Here is a 17,441-nt window from a genome sequence, read left to right as displayed (position 1 = left end):
CCCCATGTTCCCGAGCCACACGCGCCGCATCTAGTGCCCTAAAACCACAGCGCCCCCCAATCCTCCGCAGAGCGATGCGAAAGCCGTACTTCGCGTGCGAATGCGGCCGGGGAACGCAATCAGCGGCTGAAGGATTGTCTACGGACAGAGGCAATTCACGAGGTGCCGCCATGGCCTTGCCGACAACGCGCGATCGCGTTCCCGCCCATACGGCCGATGAGATCAACCAACGCATCGAGCGCGAGACCGAAGCGCGCATACGGCATCTGGCACGAGCGCCGCACGGAATTCCCGCGCGGCTGGCCGAGCTGGACGCGGAATGGGACATCGAGCGCGCGATCGAAACCAACGCCTCGATCATCGCATTCACCGGCGTCGTCCTCGGCGCCTTCGTTCATCCCTACTGGCTCGTGCTGCCCGCACTCGTCACGGCCTTTCTGTTCCAGCATGCCATTCAGGGATGGTGTCCGCCCGTGCCGGTGCTGAGACGTCTCGGGTTCCGAACCGCCGACGAGATCTCGGAGGAGCGCCAAGCCCTGAAAGCGATACGCGGCGACTTCGAAGATGTCGCGGCTGCCGAGGACAAGGCTTCGGCAGCGCTTGCGGCGGCCCGGACATGATGGAGAGTTCTCGTCATGCCCAAGAAGCTGCAGCGCCTCGACCAGCGTCACCGATCCGCCGAGCCGCGTTGTTTCACGGTCGACGCGCCATCGGCTGCGGGAACGATTTGCTGAACGCCACGTTTTGTCTTGGATCTCTCACGCCATCTCCAGCAGCAAGGAGCCGCACATGGCCCAATCGTATCAGTCGTACCAGGACACGGGCGCAGGCGAAGCCCAGGATGCCATCCATCAGCTAAAGCAGAGGGCCGGCGAAGCGGCCGAGACCGTTGCCCAGGAAGGCCAGAAGGCGCTGAAGGCTGCCGGCGAGACGGCCGAGGATGCCTTCGCCGCCACCAAGCGTTTCGTGCAGGATCAGCCCTATGTGGCGATCGGCGCGGTCGTCGTTGCCGCCTGCGCCTTGGGCGCGCTGTGGAAGCTGTCGTCCGCGCGCCGTGACAGCTCCGACCTCCTGAGCCGGATTTCGGATTACGTGGAGCCCGGCTATCGGGCCGTGAGACGACGCATTTAATTCAAGTCAAAGCACGAGAGCGAGGAAAAGCCCCATTCGTAACGGCGGATGGGCTTTTCTCATGCGGATTCGCCCCATGGAACCTACAGCCGCACGTGCGTGTTTTTCTTTCGTATCAGTCTGGGAGGACCATGCAATGACAGCGATCGTCGAGATCGAAAAGGATAAGCGGTCGAAAGCGGAGCTTGAAAAGGAGCTCGACGAGGCGCTCGAGGCGACATTCCCCGCCAGTGATCCGGTCAGCATCGGAGAAGCAACGTCCGACGAGCCGGACCGCCCGGTTGATCGCCGCCCGCCGAACATCGACAAGAGACTTGTCGACAAGCTCGCGAAAGAGGTCGCCAGGAAAAAGGGCGCGGCCTGACGCGTGTGCGTCGGCCGGTTACGGCTCTCTTAACGGCAATTGAAGAGCAGGCGGGCGGGCGCCTAAAAATAGTGACGGCGACCTATCGAGAACGAAGCTCTCGCCAGGCCGCCGTTCGACACCAAGGTACGCGGGACCTAATCCCTGGCGCTTGAGGAGATTAAACAGCGAAATCGTTTCAACTCTGCAAACGCAGGGCGTCAGCGTAACGTCCAGCGTTCCCAAGTACATTTGGTCGCACGTGTCATAAGGGGTCGGACCCGGAGGGGCGCCCGTTGCCGACCGCCAGCAGCGCGCCCACGAGCGGCACGCTGATCGCATGCGGCAGGAGCTTCACCCCTAGGGCGCCGAGCGACGGCAGCACTCCGGGCACGATCACCGTGCGTCCGATCATGAAACCGCGATAGGCGCTGCGCGCGACCGCGTCCGCGCTGAGGGCGGGAATGATGGTCCGGTAAAGCGCGTTCTCCGCGTGCATCGCGCGATGGAAGGTCGTGTCGACCGGTCCCGGCGCAACCACTGCGATACGGACCCCGCGCCCGCGCACCTCGTAGGCCACCGCTTCCGTCAGCGACACGAGGTAGGCTTTGCTCGCGTAGTAGGCCGCCTGGTACGGGCCGGGCACGAGCCCGCCGAGCGAGCCGATGTTCAGAATGCCGCCGCGGGCCCGCGCCAGCATCGCCGGCAGCACATGATGCATGAGCCGGCTCGCGGCCGTGATGTTAAGCGTGATCAGCCGCTCGAGCTCCGGCAGAGGCGGATCTGTGAACGGCCCCGCGAGGCCCACGCCCGCATTGTTGACGAGCACGTCGGCATAGAGCCGCGCCTCGCGCAGTGCCGTGTCGAGCTGCTGCGGCGCATCCGGCAGCGAGACGTCGAGCGCCAGCGGAACCGCACGCACGCCGGCCTGCCGCGCGATCTCCTCGGCGGCGGCTTCGAGGGGGGCTCTTTCACGCGCGATCAGGACCAGGTCCCGTCCGGCGCGGGCAAAGCGCGCGGCAATCGCGCGGCCGATCCCGCGCGAGCCGCCGGTCACCACCACGGCCGGCGCGACACCGCTCACGGCCTCAAGCGCTTGCGCGCTTGGCGTGGCGGACCGGCCGATCCAGAGGTCCGCGAGGGAGAAAAGGGGGTGCGTCATGGGCACGTTCCGGGCGTTTCGCCGAGACCGTGGCGCGTCGCGTGTGGAGACGGCCCGGCTTTTCACCGCACTACCGCATGGATCGCTTTGATTTTGAAGGTCAAAACCGCGGCTTCACGTCCAAGCAGCTGAAGTTCCGGCCCATTGAGCTGTTCCATCCATGGCCGTTCGATGTCGCAAATGCGCCCGGATTTTGTGGATAACTTTGAAAGAGTGAAGCGCCGATGCACGAGCGGCGCGACAGTAGTGTCGCCCGACGGCGCGAAATGCGGGCGGCTTCCGGCTCCGGAAAACGCCGGCTCAAGGACCAGCAGCCAGAACCGACACCGGCCCTGGTCCATTTACGAGGATGCAACCAACCAAGGCGTTGGGCATTGACTGACCATGATCGTTTCGGACGCAAGCCCGAAACGCAAATTGTCGGCTCTACCTAAGACCTTGAGCTTGATTTCGATCAAGCAGAAGCCGCGTGCTTTGGATACCAGTTAAAAGCAGTCGAGCTTTGCTTGGTGCATCGCTTTGAACGCGTGTCGGAAGTCGGATCACTGGTGGAGGAGCGTACCATGAATGCAAATGCGTCAAGATCGCTAGCCGACCAGGGCTTGGACAAGAATCCCGGCCTCACTTCGTTTGAAGCCTGGCTGAACATCAATCGCCCGATGTTCGCGGCTATGACGGAGCTCAACGGCCGCTTCCTCGAGCAGGTCTCGAAGGCGAACAACGAATGGCTGGGCTTCGTCAACCGGCGCCTCAACGAGGACATGGCAGCCTCGCAGCGCTTCATGGAATGCAAGACGGTCCAGGATCTGTTTGCGGCGTACTCGGATTTTATTCAGCGCGCCCAGCAGCAGTATCAGGCCGAGTTCCAGTATTTCGCACGGCTGAACCAGAAGCTAGCCGACGAGACGGCAAGCGTGATCAAGTCCCATATGGACGAAGCCGAAGTCGAAGCCGAAGCGGACATTCGCCACTAGTCCGCCGTCGCGGAAAGACCGGGGAGGTTTGCACCGGCGCGCCCTCTGCGTTGCCGGGCAAAGTAGTTTATTTATCTGTCCCGAGCGCCGCGCGGCGCGCAAGCGGCGACAAGAGAACGATCACCGCCACCACCGCAAGGCCGATCACCGCGAGCACCGCCAGCTCGTCGGCGCCGGAGCCGAGATAGCGCACGATGATCGAAACCAGAATGTCGTACTTGAACACGGCGATGGTGCTGGCCGCGACGCCCGCGAGTTTCGCCGCAAGCTCGAGATCCTGGTCATGCTGGCGGAATGAGAACAGGAGCAGCAGCATCGCCCATGCGCCGAACAGGAAGCTCATGAGCGGCACGATGGCGCGGAAGCCGCCCTTCTGCTGCACGCCGAACAGCGCATCGGCCGATTGAACGTACGCCTGGCTCATGAGCGGGAAGAAGATCATCGCCGCCGCGCCGACCAGCACGCCCACCTCGATACGCCCGATCCGGTCCGGATAGTGTCGTTTCACGCCCGCGTGGCGAACGGTGAGCAGAATGCTGATGGCCAGCAGGATGAACAGGAAGAATACCTTTCCGGGCAGCAGCAGCTTGTGGATGCGCCCGGTGACCGATTGCTCCGCCGGATCGAGATAGAGCTGGTCGATGGTCGATTGATAACGCTGCTGCGCATGGCAGCACTCCGCATCCGTGCTGAGCAGCGGCGCCGCCGAGAGCGGCGTGGAGGCAAAGCAGAACCGCTTCACCTCCTCCGTGCCGTCGCTGCCGATCAGCGGTTCCGCCTGGCAGGACCGGTAGAACTCACGCACGCCGAGGCGTCGCCGGCTGACCTCGCGCAGGTTGGTCACGCCATCGATGAGGGCGATGCGCTCGCAGGGCGGCCCGGCCTCGCCGCAGCCGGCCGGCTCGCTCTTGTCGGCGGCGAGCGTTTCGGGCTTGAGGTCCCAGACCGAGCGGTGCGGGTTGGAGGACAAGCCGAAGGCGATATGGGCAGCGGCTCCGCCGATCAGCACCAGCCCAACGAGGAAGCGGAGCAGTCCGAACGAGAGGTGATGCCAGTACATATCCACGAAGGCGCAGGACGGCAGGTAGAAGGCCGCCAGCGCCACCAGGCCGAGCGTCGGGAAGAAGAGAAAGAGGTGGCTGTCGAAGGTGGCGAAGGTCAGGGCCTTCTCGGGCCCAAACTCCCAGACCAGCACCGCCGGCACGGCGATGAAGGAAAGCCCGAGCAACAGATAGACGATGAACACGAACGCGCGCGCACTAAGAGACATGCAACGATCCGGCCGGAAGACTGATCCCCACTATGCGGTCGGGAGTATGCCCATGGAATCTGGCTCGGCCTAGGGCTTCCCGGCCACGCTCGCTCCCCGCAATTTCGTGTTCTGCGCCGAGACGCGCGAACCCGCAAGGCCAGCCCGGGAAATTTACCAAGTCTCCCGGGCGGGTCCGGGGCCGCCCGGCCCCGGACGAGCTCAGGGAGGAAGGACCAGCAGTGCGTCGCTCTGCGTCCGCCGTTCGATCGCATATCCGCAGCCGACGAGCTTCGACACGCAGTCCGTGGCCCAGTCATCGGCATGGATGGTCTCGAGCAGCAGGCGCTTGGGCCACAGGCCGCGCGGCGCGGTGTCGAAGAACGGCACCAGCGCCCTGTCCTCATACCCCTCGATATCGATCTTGAGGGCGTCGATCCGCGAAAGCCCTGCCCGCTCCACGATATCGAGAAGCGTCGCGATGGGAACGGCCGTCGCCTTTTGATCCTTGCGAGGCTGGGTTGCGTCCGCTCTCAGGCTGGATTCCGCAAAGCTGGACGTATTCGCATAGAGGACGGCCTCGCCCGTCTTGTCGCCGACGGCGGATTCAAAAATGGTGACATGTCGGAACCCGTTCGCATCCATATTGAATTTCAACCGCCGCACGAGTTCGGGGTGGGGCTCGATAGAGACGACGCGCCCTTCGGCGCCGACCTTCTTGGCCGCCATGGCGGAGAACAGCCCGAAGTTGGCACCGACGTCGACGAAGGTGTCGCCTGGCCGCAGGCGATCGACGCTCATGTTGAGGGCATCCCAGGCGGATCGGCGCTCCTGGAAGATCACGAAGCGCTCCGGACCGTTGTCCGAGATGTGGCAGCGGAGCTTGAGGCCCTGGAACTCGACGTCCTGCGCCGGGCAGCGCTGTTGGATGAACCGGTAGACCGGCTTCTTGAGCGCACCGCGCACGAGGCGGTGCTTGAGCGCGGCGAATGCCAGCGCGGCCATCCCGCGCGGGTGGCATTGTCCCCAAGGCGCCGCCTCTTCCATGGTCCCCCTCGTCCTGCTGTTATCCTCTTGACGCGAAAAAGCGATCGGCGTCAACGACAGGGCCCCGCCTCGCGCCGGCGCACGGTCCGCCCGAGGGGCGTTACCCGAGCCATTCCAAGTTAGGTTTTTCCCGCCTATAACATAACGTGTTCAGGAGGCGTCGGGAGGGGGCGACCGGCATGATGGCATTTGGCTTCTATGCATTGACGCCGGTCGAAAGGCTTGGCGTTGCGCTGGCGCGCTACACGTTCGCGGGGCGCGGCAGCATACGGCCTCTGATCGAAAAGCTGTTCCTTCCTGCTCGTGAGACCCCGCGCGATGGCGTCATCTGGGGCGGCATGGCCAAGCTGCGGCTGCCCCCCAAATCAAGCTTGAAATATCTCATCGCCGACCAGCGCTACAATAGCCCCGAGCGGGATTACCTGCGCACGGCCGTGCGCGACGGCGACGTCATTGCCGACATCGGGGCCAATATCGGCTTCTACACCCTCTGGTTCGGAGCCCTGCAGGTGCCCGGCACCCGGATCGTGGCCGTCGAGCCCAATCCGTCAGTTTACGACGCCCTTGTCGAGAATGTGCGCCTCAACGGGCTGGACAACGTGGTGACGATCAGGGCGGCCCTCGGCGCGCAGGACGGCAGCGTGTCGTTCGGCATTCGCCCCGACGCGCCGAGCGTCGGATCGATCCTGGCCACGGACGCCGAGCAGATCACGGTCCCGATGCGGTCGCTGGCGAGCATTCTCGAGGAGCAGGGGCTTGCACGCTGCGATGTCGTCAAGATCGACGTCGAGGGCTACGAGTACCAGGCCCTGATGCCCTATCTGGAGGCAATCCCTCAGCCGCAATGGCCGCGCCTCCTGGTCATCGAGCAGAACCATCGCTCCCGCCAGTGGGAGGGGGACCTCGTGGACGTCTTCCTGCGCAACGGGTATCGCGTGGTGATGAAAACGCGCGGTAACATCGTGCTCGAGAAGATCGAACAAGCCTAGCGCCCGAGCGTGCCAGCGCCCCCGCCTTCGTCCGGAGAGGGTTGTCCCGCCTAGTTCCGGCCCGCGTGGCGGCTGGCGCTGCTGTGCACGACGATGGCGTCCGCCGTCGCCTGGTCCACCTCGAGGCCGGAGTATTTCGGGTCCATGGGACAGAAGGCGAGGCCCGTCGAGCGCATGATCACGAACCGCATCGCCATCTCGCAGCCGCCTTGATAGTAGGTGGCGGTGCGAAGCTCGTCGCGCCAGTCTGCGAGAAACTTGCGCACTCGTGCGTTCTGCCTGAAGACCATGCTCCGCGAGGAGATGTGGAGCACGGTCTTCTGGCGCAACGGCCAGACATGATTGGTGAGGCGCAGTTTCGACCGCGCCGAGATGTCGCCGGGGAAATCCAGGGCCGGCAGCAGCGAGCCGCGAACCGAGCAGTCCACATCGAGGAGAATGATGTTGGACTCCGGATAGAGGTCCATGGCCTCGAGCACGATGTCCGGCTTCCAGTGAACGACGTTACGCCAGGTGGAATCACCTTTGTCGCGGGCGATGAGGTGATGAGGGTTTTGCGTCTCGACAAGGTCTTTGGAGAGGTTTTCAGCAAGAGGGCGGTAGTTCGGCGTGAAGAAGCCGACCACTACGTACGGCGGAGAGGTTCCACCGTTCACGCTGACAATGTCTCCAAGCATTCCTGCAGTCCTCGTAACGTTCCAAAGCCGGTGCGCGTGGCCTACGACGTGGCGGTGTTCGCCCAATCGTCTGCCGCCCGGAGTACGGCCCGGCAACGTCTACCTGAGCAGCAAGGGTATTCAACGACTTTTTTGGCGGCGGCGGTGGCTTGGGGGATGAGCTGAAGCGAGGCAAGGCCGACCTCGGGACCGGGCTGTGTCTGTTCCCTGCGAGACAGCCGGCGCCTCGGATCTAAGGTTGGATGCGGGACGAACAATTGGCCGGAGCGAGCCCCACGCTCGCTTGCCTGCCAATCGGTGCTGTTCTATGAAGCGGGATGTGCGCCACTTCAAAGAACGGTCCTTGGGTTTGAGATTGACGGTCTCTTGAAAGACCGGCGCTCGCGTTCATTTGACGACGTCCGACGGACGACGGTCAGACCCATATAAGGCACGCTGCCATTTCAGGTGATCGGCCTGGCGCGGGAGTTTTGAGAGCCCTTATCGAAGCGTCATGAAGCAGCAAACAATCTTGTGCATGAAATGGGGTGAGCGTTACCCCTCCGATTACGTGAATTCTCTCTTGTCCATGATACGCCGCAACAGCAGGCGGCCGACGCGGTTGGTCTGCTATACGGACGATGCCCGGGGCATAGATCCCGTCGTCGCCTGCTTCCCGATCCCGGAGCTTGTTCTCCCCGAGCGCGTGAAGAACAAGCCGTGGCGCAAGATCGGCCTCTGGCGGCCGGAGCTACCGGGCGTCTCCGGAGACGTCCTGTTCATGGATTTGGATGTCGTTATTACAGGCTCAATTGACGAGTTTTTTGATTATGAGCCGAACGCGACATTCTGTGTGATTGAGAATTGGACGCAGCCGGGTTCGAAGATTGGCAATACATCAGTTTACAGATTTCGTGTAGGATCACATCCTTACCTTTACGAGAACCTGGCCAAGGACCCGGAATCTATTCTCGGACAATTCCCAAACTCGCAGACCTACATTTCCAGGTCCATCCGGGAAATGAAGTACTGGCCTGAAGCGTGGTGCGTCAGCTTCAAGCATTCGCTTCTTCCACGGTGGCCTTTGAACTTCTTCGTTTCGGCCGCGCTGCCCGAGGGCACGAAGATCGTGTGCTTCACGGGTAAGCCGGATCCTGACGAGGCGCGTGATGGCCGATGGCCGGCGCGATGGTACAAGAAAGTCTACAAGCACGTGCGCCCGACGCCATGGATCCAGGAACACTGGCGGTAGATTTCGCGCGTTGACGGATCGGGAGGAACGTCAGGCATGCTTGCAGGTGGCGCCGATAGCAGTCGCACGACGCTCGTCGACCGCATGGCCGGCACGCTGATCCTCGTTGCCGCGGCGACGAACATCGTCGCCGGGCGTTCGACGGCGTTCATGCTGCCGGCGCTGGTGTTGATGGCGCTCGCTCTCGCGTACTACGAGCGCAACTCCTTCCGGGATTTTCTGAGACCTGCTCCGGCCAGCGTGCCGATCGCGCTCTTCTTGATCTTCGCCGTCATGAGTACCGCTTGGTCCGCCGACCCCGGCGCGACGTTCGTGTACACGGGTCTGGTCCTCGTAACCTTCTTTCAATGGCACGTCGTAAACCATTGGCTGTCGGTGCAGCCCGTGCGGCGCATCCATCATCTCGCCTATTGGTTCGTGATCGCCGTCCTCATCGGCCTGATCGTCCTGCTGCATGAGGTGTTTGCGGATCAGCACATCAGGCGCGTTCTGGTGGAGAAGTTCGGCATTCTCACGCCGCCGACTCTCTACAAGCATTATCGCATTGATGCCGCGGGCAACGTCCACATCGAAAGCTTCGAGCTCAACCGCTCCATCGCCGCCTTGAACATGCTGCTGTGGCCCGCCGTTCTCTGCGCGGTCTCATGCTGGTCGGGCTGGAAGTTCAAGGCGATCGCCGCGGCCTTGGTGATCGGCACGGGGCTGGCGACAATGGGATCCAACCACGAGACGTCGAAGCTTTCGCTGATCGCAGGAGCGCTTTGCTTCATCTTCGCGCTCCACTGGCGCCGCGCGGCCGCTGTTTCGATCGCATCGGTGTGGACGGTCCTCACGCTCGGCGCCGTTGTGGCCGCCCATATCGCCTACGATCGGCTGGAGCTCCATACGGCGAAATGGGTTCAGCCCTCGGCACGGGAGCGGATCGTCATCTGGAACGATACCGCCGACCGCGTGTTGAGCGCTCCCGTAATCGGGGCCGGCGCGCGGAGCGCGTACGTCATGAGCAACAAGAGCAAGGCGGAGAAAACCTACGTGCCGGTCACGCGAGGCGGGGATACCGTTTCTCGGCACACCCACAACATCTACCTTCAGAATTGGTTCGAGCTTGGGTTTGTCGGCGCAGTGCTCTTTCTTGCGGCCGGTTTGGCCATCCTGCGCGCCCTGAAGGATATCCCCGAGCATACGCGGCCTTACGCGCTGGCGACATTCGCGGTCTTCATGATGGAGATCGCCTCCAGTTGGGAGATTTGGCAGCGCTGGTTTGCCGCGCTGTTCGCGTTGACGATGATTTACCTGTCGCTGGCGATCCGCAGCGCCGAGGCCGGCCCGCAGCCGTCGGGCGACGAGAGCCGCCAGCGCGAGCTGGAGGCTGGCCGGCTGTAACGGTCTTTCTCCGGGCGAGAGGCATGCGGCAGCCCATCCCCTTCGTTGCGCATAAGTATATTCCAAACGAACGCTTCATCGCGCGTGCAAAGCCCTGTTGGGATGGCGTCGCGGCGGCGCGAAGTTGTGACTTCCGCAAAGAGCGAGCGTAGAAGGAGCTCTCGGGCATGATGGAATCGACAAACAAAAGGACCTGCTCGTGACTTTTGCTTCAAACGTGGCCGAGGCCGTCGGCAACACACCGCTGATCAAGTTGCGCCGTGCATCCGACGAGACGGGCTGCACGATCCTCGGCAAGGCCGAGTTCACGAATCCGGCACAGTCAGTGAAGGACCGTGCTGCGCTGTTTCTGATCGATGATGCGCTGGCGCGGGGCGTCGTGAAGCCGGGCGGCGTGATCGTCGAGGGCACGGCCGGCAACACCGGCATCGGCCTCGCGGCCCTGAGCCGCGTGTTCGGGCTGCGCGCCGTCATCGTCATGCCCGACACGCAGTCCGTCGAGAAGAAGGATGCCGTGCGCGCGCTTGGCGCCGAGCTGGTCGAGGTACCGGCCGTGCCTTACGCCAATCCCAACAACTACGTGCACTACTCCCGCCGCTTGGCGGAGGCGCTTGCCAAGACAGAGCCGGGCGGCGCCGTGTGGGCCAACCAGTTCGACAATGTCGCCAACCGGGACGGCCACGCTCGCACGACCGCCGAGGAGATCTGGCGGCAGACGGACGGCAAGGTCGATGGCTTCGTCTCGGCCGTCGGCACCGGCGGAACACTGGCCGGCGTTGCGCTCGGCCTGCGTGCGCGCAGCAAGTCCGTACAGATCGCGCTCGCCGACCCGCCGGGAGCCGCGCTTTACTCTTACTACACCAGGGGTACGCTCGAGGCCGAGGGCTCATCCATCACCGAAGGCATCGGCCAGGGCCGCATCACCAAGAACCTCGAGGGTTTCACGCCGGACGTGTCGTTCCAGATTGCGGACACGGAATCGGTGCCCATCGTGCACCGCCTCATCACCGAGGAGGGCCTCTGCCTCGGCGGATCCACGGGCGTCAACATTGCCGGCGCCATTCGCCTCGCGCGCACGCTTGGCCCGGGGCATCTCATCGTCACCATGCTTTGCGACCACGGCACCCGCTACCAGTCGAAGCTGTTGAACCCGGACTTTCTAGCCTCCAAGAGTTTGCCGATCCCGGATTGGCTTGCGGCCGGCGCCGGCCCGATGCCCGACGTGCTCGAGTAGGGCCCGCGAAGGCCGGGGCAGAGCGCACTTCAGCGGAATACGACGGACGTCGCCAGCACGGCGGCGAACAGCATCAGCACGATTGCGCCAAGGCGCTCGATGAGGGTCTTGGGCCTGCCGTCCGCCGAACCGGACCTGAAGGCGGCCCCGGCCGCGAGCCATCCCATGCCGCTCACGACGATCATGAACACCAGGAACGCCGTGAGAGGGAAGATTGCACTGGCGCCCACGTCCTCCTTCGGGAGCAGCAGCGCCGCGAAGACGAGGGACTTGGGATTGGTCAGCGTGGTGAGAAAGAAGGTCCAGTTGCCCACGGCCTGCCGATCCGCGGTGGCACTGGTGCCGGCACGCGTCGCCCCGCGCCAGAGCTTGTAGGCCGCGTAGGCCAGCACGAGGGCCGCCGCGATGCGCAGCACGTCCCCAAGTCTTAGCTCGGAAGCAACCAGCGGCGCTGCCAGCCCGACGAGCGCCGCGACGGCGATGCCGTAGCCCGCGAGAGCAAGAAGCACGAGCCCAAGCGATCCACGCAAGCCGAGGGCGGCTCCGCATAGGAAATAGAGCGTGTTGGTCGGCCCCGGCAGCGCTAGCGTTGCGGCGATGGTCAGGTAGTCCGCGAGGCCTGTCATTCTAGCAAGCTTCCCTGCGCGCAAAGGAAAGTAAGGTAACTCGATGCGGACACGCGAAGTTTAACATCTGCTCGAGCCACACGCGCCCCCCATGCTCACGCGGAGGCTGGCCTCGGGGCCGCCGGTCCGGTCATTCGACCTGAAGGTACGCCGTGATCAGTGTGATCTCGTCGGAGGTGAACTGGATCTGCGGCATCGGGATATGCCGCGAGCCGATGCCCTCGGCAAGCTCGAATTCCAGGCGATCCGTCGGATATGAGCGGAGAGTGTCCCAGAGGTTCGGCGCGTTCTTGAGACGGCTTTTCTCGTTTGCCGCAATGGCGTGGCACCGCCCGCACCGCGCGGTCAGCAACGCCTTTCCCGCATCATCGGCAGCCCGGGCCGGGCTTCCATCGACGCAAAGGAGCGCTCCGAAAGCGAGCGCGCACAACGGTTTTCGCATGCCGTCCTCCATTGACTTCCGCAAGACATCGGGCATCCGAGACCCGAACGTCGCTGATCCAGATCAAGGCCAGGCGCCGAGCAATAGGATGTTCTTGTAGAATGGTCAGTTCATCCATCCCGATCAGAGCTTAGCGCCATGAACGTCTGGCATTGCCACGCAGTTTTCGCAGCGATCCTCCTTGTCCTGATGCCTGCCGCTCCGGCCCTTGCGGGGGCCATGACGCCAAAGCCGGATCCCGAGAAGGGCCGCGCGTTGGCCGAGCGCGTTTGTGTTGCGTGCCATGTGGTCTCGCGGCCGGCGACATCGACGGTTGCCGCAGACGTCCCGAGTTTCTTGGCGATCGCCAACAAGCAGGGCCAGTCCATGGAAGCCATTGCAGGGCGGATCGTCATCCCCCATCCGCCGATGCCCGCTGTTGCGCTGTCGCGGGAGGAGATCGCCAACGTCGTCGCCTACATCATGACGCTGAAGGACGCCGCCGCCCCCTGAACGGCGTCCCGCTCGATCGCCCCAACATGGCCTGTTGAGGGTGAGCGAACAGATGCTGCCCTGGAAGGTCTAACTAAAAATCCGATATGCGAAAATCAGTTATAGGCACGCAAGCGTCTTTGGCCGGATTCGGCTTAACCATTCCGCTCTCCGCTTAAGGACTAAAGTACAAAATCGCTACGGATAATTTTCCGTTGCGAACCACCAACTTCGGAGTCAAGGCTCAGAACGGATGGGAGGAGCTGCCATTCCGGCCGGGAGGTTGGTATGGAGCAGGCTCGTAACGCTTGTCGCGCCCCACCAGCTCCTTTGAAGCAGCAATACCAGCATGGACGAGCGTGCCATATGTCGGCGCGTTTGCTGCTCTGCACACGTCCAAGTTCCGCAAACGTCGAAGAAGTAACTTACTAACCGGTTTTGACGGACGCCTCGGACAGTCCGATCCGTTTGTGCAGATTTGAATGCACCTGAACGAAAGCATGTGAATTGGCGACGACGCAATAAACCCAAAAGTCCCTTTGCGGAGCAGCTCGATGACGAGTCTCGTTCTGAAAGCCGAGCCAGGGACATGTCCGTCTCCCGCGAGAGACCATGGAAGTCGTGACGGTATGGTGTTCGTGCCCGGCGGCCAGTTCCGCATGGGATCGGATGCGCACTATCCCGAAGAGGCGCCCGTTCATCGCGTCTCCGTCGACGGCTTCTGGATCGATGCGACGCCGGTCACTAACGCGCAGTTCAGGGCGTTTGTCGAAGCCACCGGCTACAAGACATTCGCCGAGATCCCACCCAGGGCGGAGGATTATCCCGGCGCACTGCCGCACATGCTGAAGGCGGGCTCGCTCGTCTTCAATCCTCCCCGCGAAGCGGTCGATCTGCGCGACTGGGGCCGCTGGTGGGAGTTCCGCTTTGGCGCCGACTGGCGCCATCCCTATGGCCGCGGCACGTGGATCAAGGGGCTCGACGAGCATCCGGTGGTGCATATCGCCTATCGCGATGCGGAGGCCTATGCGGCCTGGGCCGGCAAGGAGCTCACGACCGAGGCCGAATGGGAGTTTGCCGCGCGCGGTGGTCTCGACGGTGCGGAATTCGCCTGGGGCGATGAGCTGACGCCGGACGGCCGGCACATGGCGAACACATGGCAGGGCAACTTTCCGCACGAGAACCTGAAGCGCGACGGCTGGGAGCGTACGTCTCCAGTCAAGGCTTTCCCGCCGAACGGTTACGGCCTCTACGACATGATCGGCAACGTGTGGGAATGGACGACGGACTGGTACGCGCCGAAGCACCCGGCCGACGCGCCGAAAGCCTGCTGCATTCCGGAGAACCCGCGCGGCCCGAGGGCCGATCAAAGCTATGATCCGTGCCAGCCGCACATCAGGATCCCGCGCAAGGTGCTGAAGGGCGGCTCCCACCTCTGCGCCCCGAACTACTGCCGGCGCTACCGCCCTGCGGCGCGCCACCCCGAGCCCGTAGATACCTCCACCAGTCATGTCGGATTCCGATGTGTCGTGCGCGCGGGGAGGCGGGCATGATGGCGCGCGTTGAGCAGGGCAGCGAGCACAGCGTGCTCGCCTTGTTCGTCGGGGTGATTGCGGCCCTCTCCCTGGTGCTTGGTGGCATTTGGTATGGCGCGTCGAGCGAGGTTCTGCAGAGGGTCTGGCAGGATCTCACCGGCCGGCCGAGCGGGCCGATGTCGTTCCGGTTCTTCCTCCAGCCGGCGATGGCGGCGATCGCCGCCACGCATGACGGCATCAGGGACGCCCAGCTCGGCCGGTCACCCTATTTCTGGACCATCCTGAACGATCCGGAAAAGCGCGCGGGACGGCTGAGGGAAGGCTGGGTCACGACGGCGCGCATCATGCTGCTCGGCATCGGAATGGACGCGATCTATCAGCTCAAGGTGCTCGGCACGTTCTATCCCGTCGAGGCGCTGCTGATCGCGCTCGCCCTCGCCTTCGTTCCGTATGCGCTTCTGCGCGGTCCCATCGACCGCATCGCGCGCTGGTGGCTCGGCATTCCGGCCAAGGGAGAGGCGTCATGAGCAGCGACACCTTGCACGCTCATGTCTCGCGGGCATCCGATTCCGACGACATCTCCGTCGAACTGTCGTCGCGGCGGACGGGAATGTCCTTCCAGCGCACGCGCATGAGCGCGGACCGCACGCTGATGTCGGTGATCCGGACCTCGCTGTCGCTGATCTCCTTCGGCTTCACGATCTTCCAAGTGTTCGAGAAGCTGCGCGATCAGGCGGTCATCACGCACGCAGGCGCGGCGCGCAATTTCGGTGTCGCGCTGGTTACGCTCGGTATCGTGATGCTGATCGGCGGCATCGTCTATCACCTGCAGTTCATGATGCACTTGCGCGAGCAGCGCACGGCCATGATCGCCGACGGCCTTGTGCACGGCGAAAGCAAGTTCCCGCTCTCGCTCACGCTCATCACCGCAGTCATCCTGCTGCTGATCGGCATATTTGCCATCGTCAGCATGGTGTTCCGGGTAGGTCCATTTGGGTAAGGGAGAGGAGGATGCATGCAGAGCTGAACGGATAGGAAGAACTCCGCACGGACACGGGGACACGCAAACAAACGGGGGAGGATCACTCATTCAGCCGGGAGTAATGCGTATGGCCAAGTCACCGAAGAGTGGAAACGGCAAGGACGGCAAGGGCGAAAAGCCGAATATTCTCGTCATCTGGGGCGATGACATAGGGCAGTCGAATCTCTCCTGCTACACGCACGGCCTCATGGGCTATCAAACGCCCAATATTGACCGCCTCGCCAATGAGGGCATGCTGTTCACGGACAGCTACGGCGAGCAATCCTGCACCGCCGGCCGGTCCTCCTTCATCACAGGACAGAGCGTCTATCGCACCGGCTTGTCGAAGGTCGGCATTCCTGCCGCCCCTGTCGGCATGTCGGACAAGCTCGTCACCATCGCCGCGCTCCTGAAAGAGCAGGGTTACGCCACCGGCCAGTTCGGCAAGAACCACCTCGGCGACTTGAACCACATGCTGCCCACCAACCACGGCTTCGATGAGTTCTTCGGCAATCTCTACCACCTCAACGCCGAGGAGGAGCCGGAGATGTACGACTATCCGCCGGAAAAGGACTTTCCGAACTTCAAGAAGGATTTCGGCCCGCGCGGCGTCATTCACTCCTGGGCGACCGAAAAGGACGACCCGACGGAGATGCCGCGCTGGGGCCGGGTCGGCAAACAGAAGATCGAGGACACGGGGCCGCTCAACAGGAAGCGGATGGAAACCTGCGACGACGAGTTTGTCTCCGCCGCTCAGGATTTCATCAAGCGCCAGCACAAGGACGGCAAGCCCTTCTTCGTCTGGCTCAACACGACCCACATGCACTTCATCACGCATACCAAGAAGTCGAGCCTCGGACAGGCGGGTCGTTGGCAGTCGCCCTATCACGACACCATGATCGATCACGACAAGAATGTCGGACAAATGCTCGATCTTCTGGACGAGCTTGGCATCGCCGAGGACACGCTGGTTGTGTACTCGACCGACAACGGCCCGCATCGGACCACGTGGCCGGATGGCGGCATGACCCCGTTCCGCAGCGAAAAGAACACCAACTGGGAAGGTGCCTTCCGCATACCGCAGCTTGCGCGCTGGCCGGGCAAGATCAAGGCCGGCTCGATCGCCAACGGCATCGTGCAGCACCATGACTGGCTGCCGACCTTCCTGGCTGCAGCGGGCGCGCCGGACATCTTAGAGAAGCTCAAGACCGGCTACAAGGCCATCGGCCGCACCTACAAGAACCACATCGATGGCTACAACCTTCTGCCCTATCTGACAGGCGAAGAGAAAGAGAGCCCACGGCAGGTCTTCTACTATTTCAGCGACGACGGCGACGTGCTTGGCGTGCGCTACGACAACTGGAAGATCGTATTCATGGAGCAGCGTCTCGAGGGAACGCTCGGCGTATGGGCCGAGCCCTTCGTACACCTGCGCCTGCCGAAGATCATCAATCTGCGGACCGACCCCTACGAGTTCGCGCCGATCACATCCAACTCGTACTACGACTGGATGATACACCGCGCTTACATCATCTTCGCGGCGCAGGCCCTGATGGCGAGATTCGTGGAGACCTTCACGGACTTCCCAGCGGTGCAGCGGCCAAACACGTTCACCGTCGACGACGCTCTGAGAAAAATGTCGGAAGCGGCGAGCGCCGACTGAGACGTGTGCGGGCGGCGGGCATCACCGCCGTCCGCTCTTCGACGAGGCGCGCGATGGCCCGGAACCTAAAACCTGCGGAACGACATCAGATTGATGGCCCGCGCCATCGACGCAAACGGCTTGCTGCAGGCTTCGTGGTACTGGCCCGTCAAGCCGCGAAATCCGTGCGGGTCGTTCTCGAACCGGACGCGCACGCTGCGCTGACCCTCGGTGATCGGCGCTTTGCAGCTCGCGCAGCACGGCCCACGCGGCTGCTCGCCGCC

General features: G+C 63.2%; 21 protein-coding genes. 13 read left to right on the top strand and 8 right to left on the bottom strand.

Going from position 1 to position 17,441, the window contains the following annotated elements; all coding sequences use genetic code 11:
• Nucleotides 1–170 precede the first annotated feature (170 nt).
• The 3 genes from IT540_RS12810 (at nt 171) to IT540_RS12800 (ending at nt 1,495) form a co-directional block, all read left to right on the top strand.
• Nucleotides 171–620: a hypothetical protein gene (locus tag IT540_RS12810; RefSeq protein ID WP_291178322.1), complete on the top strand. Its 450-nt coding sequence runs from the start codon at nt 171–173 to the stop codon at nt 618–620.
• A 169-nt stretch (nt 621–789) separates the two neighbouring features.
• Nucleotides 790–1,131 (top strand): hypothetical protein, encoded by a 342-nt coding sequence (locus IT540_RS12805; RefSeq protein ID WP_291178318.1) that lies wholly within the window; start codon nt 790–792, stop codon nt 1,129–1,131.
• A 136-nt stretch (nt 1,132–1,267) separates the two neighbouring features.
• Nucleotides 1,268–1,495 (top strand): hypothetical protein, encoded by a 228-nt coding sequence (locus tag IT540_RS12800; protein WP_291178316.1) that lies wholly within the window; start codon nt 1,268–1,270, stop codon nt 1,493–1,495.
• 244 nt (nt 1,496–1,739) lie between these two features.
• Here the strand turns inward: IT540_RS12800 and IT540_RS12795 are convergent, their stop codons facing one another.
• Both IT540_RS12795 and IT540_RS12790 read right to left on the bottom strand, forming a co-directional pair.
• Nucleotides 1,740–2,636 carry an SDR family NAD(P)-dependent oxidoreductase gene (locus IT540_RS12795; RefSeq protein WP_291178313.1) on the bottom strand — a complete coding sequence of 299 codons (897 nt, stop codon included), beginning with the start codon at nt 2,634–2,636 and terminating at the stop codon, nt 1,740–1,742.
• A gap of 62 nt (nt 2,637–2,698) precedes the next feature.
• Nucleotides 2,699–2,977 carry a hypothetical protein gene (locus IT540_RS12790; RefSeq protein ID WP_291178309.1) on the bottom strand — a complete coding sequence of 93 codons (279 nt, stop codon included), beginning with the start codon at nt 2,975–2,977 and terminating at the stop codon, nt 2,699–2,701.
• A 168-nt stretch (nt 2,978–3,145) separates the two neighbouring features.
• Here IT540_RS12790 and IT540_RS12785 point away from each other — a divergent pair, with 168 nt between their 5' ends.
• Entirely contained in the window at nt 3,146–3,610 is a 465-nt protein-coding gene (locus IT540_RS12785; RefSeq protein ID WP_291178415.1) for a phasin family protein, read from the top strand.
• A 67-nt stretch (nt 3,611–3,677) separates the two neighbouring features.
• Here the strand turns inward: IT540_RS12785 and IT540_RS12780 are convergent, their stop codons facing one another.
• Together IT540_RS12780 and IT540_RS12775 are read right to left on the bottom strand one after the other, a co-directional pair.
• The gene (locus IT540_RS12780; protein ID WP_291178304.1) at nt 3,678–4,880 is read right to left on the bottom strand and encodes a hypothetical protein; all 1,203 of its coding nucleotides are present in this window, start codon (nt 4,878–4,880) and stop codon (nt 3,678–3,680) included.
• A 201-nt stretch (nt 4,881–5,081) separates the two neighbouring features.
• The gene (locus tag IT540_RS12775; RefSeq protein WP_291178301.1) at nt 5,082–5,906 is read right to left on the bottom strand and encodes an FkbM family methyltransferase; all 825 of its coding nucleotides are present in this window, start codon (nt 5,904–5,906) and stop codon (nt 5,082–5,084) included.
• 179 nt (nt 5,907–6,085) lie between these two features.
• Here IT540_RS12775 and IT540_RS12770 point away from each other — a divergent pair, with 179 nt between their 5' ends.
• The gene (locus IT540_RS12770) at nt 6,086–6,895 is read left to right on the top strand and encodes an FkbM family methyltransferase (RefSeq protein WP_291178299.1); all 810 of its coding nucleotides are present in this window, start codon (nt 6,086–6,088) and stop codon (nt 6,893–6,895) included.
• 50 nt (nt 6,896–6,945) lie between these two features.
• On the opposite strand, the gene IT540_RS12765 is transcribed toward IT540_RS12770, so the two are convergent.
• The gene (locus tag IT540_RS12765; protein ID WP_291178297.1) at nt 6,946–7,572 is read right to left on the bottom strand and encodes a hypothetical protein; all 627 of its coding nucleotides are present in this window, start codon (nt 7,570–7,572) and stop codon (nt 6,946–6,948) included.
• 493 nt (nt 7,573–8,065) lie between these two features.
• Here IT540_RS12765 and IT540_RS12760 point away from each other — a divergent pair, with 493 nt between their 5' ends.
• The 3 genes from IT540_RS12760 to IT540_RS12750 all read left to right on the top strand — a co-directional run bounded on the left by IT540_RS12760 (nt 8,066) and on the right by IT540_RS12750 (nt 11,420).
• Nucleotides 8,066–8,803, top strand: a complete 738-nt coding sequence (locus IT540_RS12760) for a hypothetical protein (protein WP_291178294.1) — start codon at nt 8,066–8,068, stop codon at nt 8,801–8,803.
• 36 nt (nt 8,804–8,839) lie between these two features.
• Entirely contained in the window at nt 8,840–10,186 is a 1,347-nt protein-coding gene (locus IT540_RS12755; RefSeq protein WP_291178291.1) for an O-antigen ligase family protein, read from the top strand.
• Between the two features lie 199 nt (nt 10,187–10,385).
• Nucleotides 10,386–11,420 (top strand): cysteine synthase A, encoded by a 1,035-nt coding sequence (locus IT540_RS12750; RefSeq protein WP_291178288.1) that lies wholly within the window; start codon nt 10,386–10,388, stop codon nt 11,418–11,420.
• Nucleotides 11,421–11,449: 29 nt separating this feature from the next.
• Here the strand turns inward: IT540_RS12750 and IT540_RS12745 are convergent, their stop codons facing one another.
• Both IT540_RS12745 and IT540_RS12740 read right to left on the bottom strand, forming a co-directional pair.
• A complete protein-coding gene (locus IT540_RS12745) occupies nt 11,450–12,046 on the bottom strand; it encodes a LysE family transporter (protein WP_291178285.1) in 597 nt (198 codons plus the stop codon).
• A 130-nt stretch (nt 12,047–12,176) separates the two neighbouring features.
• Nucleotides 12,177–12,488, bottom strand: coding sequence for a cytochrome c (locus tag IT540_RS12740; protein ID WP_291178282.1), 312 nt, complete (start codon nt 12,486–12,488; stop codon nt 12,177–12,179).
• 138 nt (nt 12,489–12,626) lie between these two features.
• Here IT540_RS12740 and IT540_RS12735 point away from each other — a divergent pair, with 138 nt between their 5' ends.
• The 5 genes from IT540_RS12735 to IT540_RS12715 all read left to right on the top strand — a co-directional run bounded on the left by IT540_RS12735 (nt 12,627) and on the right by IT540_RS12715 (nt 17,178).
• Nucleotides 12,627–12,980, top strand: coding sequence for a cytochrome c (locus IT540_RS12735; protein ID WP_291178279.1), 354 nt, complete (start codon nt 12,627–12,629; stop codon nt 12,978–12,980).
• A 608-nt stretch (nt 12,981–13,588) separates the two neighbouring features.
• A complete protein-coding gene (locus IT540_RS12730) occupies nt 13,589–14,512 on the top strand; it encodes a formylglycine-generating enzyme family protein (protein WP_291178276.1) in 924 nt (307 codons plus the stop codon).
• Nucleotides 14,509–15,021, top strand: a complete 513-nt coding sequence (locus tag IT540_RS12725) for a hypothetical protein (RefSeq protein ID WP_291178274.1) — start codon at nt 14,509–14,511, stop codon at nt 15,019–15,021. Before IT540_RS12730 ends, IT540_RS12725 begins: the two co-directional genes overlap by 4 nt.
• Nucleotides 15,018–15,494: a DUF202 domain-containing protein gene (locus tag IT540_RS12720; protein ID WP_291178271.1), complete on the top strand. Its 477-nt coding sequence runs from the start codon at nt 15,018–15,020 to the stop codon at nt 15,492–15,494. The genes IT540_RS12725 and IT540_RS12720 overlap by 4 nt, the downstream gene beginning before the upstream one ends.
• Nucleotides 15,495–15,603: 109 nt before the next feature.
• The gene (locus IT540_RS12715) at nt 15,604–17,178 is read left to right on the top strand and encodes an arylsulfatase (protein ID WP_291178268.1); all 1,575 of its coding nucleotides are present in this window, start codon (nt 15,604–15,606) and stop codon (nt 17,176–17,178) included.
• A 65-nt stretch (nt 17,179–17,243) separates the two neighbouring features.
• Here the strand turns inward: IT540_RS12715 and IT540_RS12710 are convergent.
• A partial coding sequence (locus IT540_RS12710; RefSeq protein ID WP_291178265.1) for a hypothetical protein occupies nt 17,244–17,441 on the bottom strand: 198 nt, incomplete at its 5' end.

The sequence above is a fragment of the Hyphomicrobium sp. genome, from assembly GCF_020852195.1.
Lineage (GTDB): Bacteria > Pseudomonadota > Alphaproteobacteria > Rhizobiales > Hyphomicrobiaceae > Hyphomicrobium_C.
The sequence above is the reverse complement of the archived record's forward strand: the minus strand, read 5'-3'. Positions and strand labels throughout refer to the sequence as shown.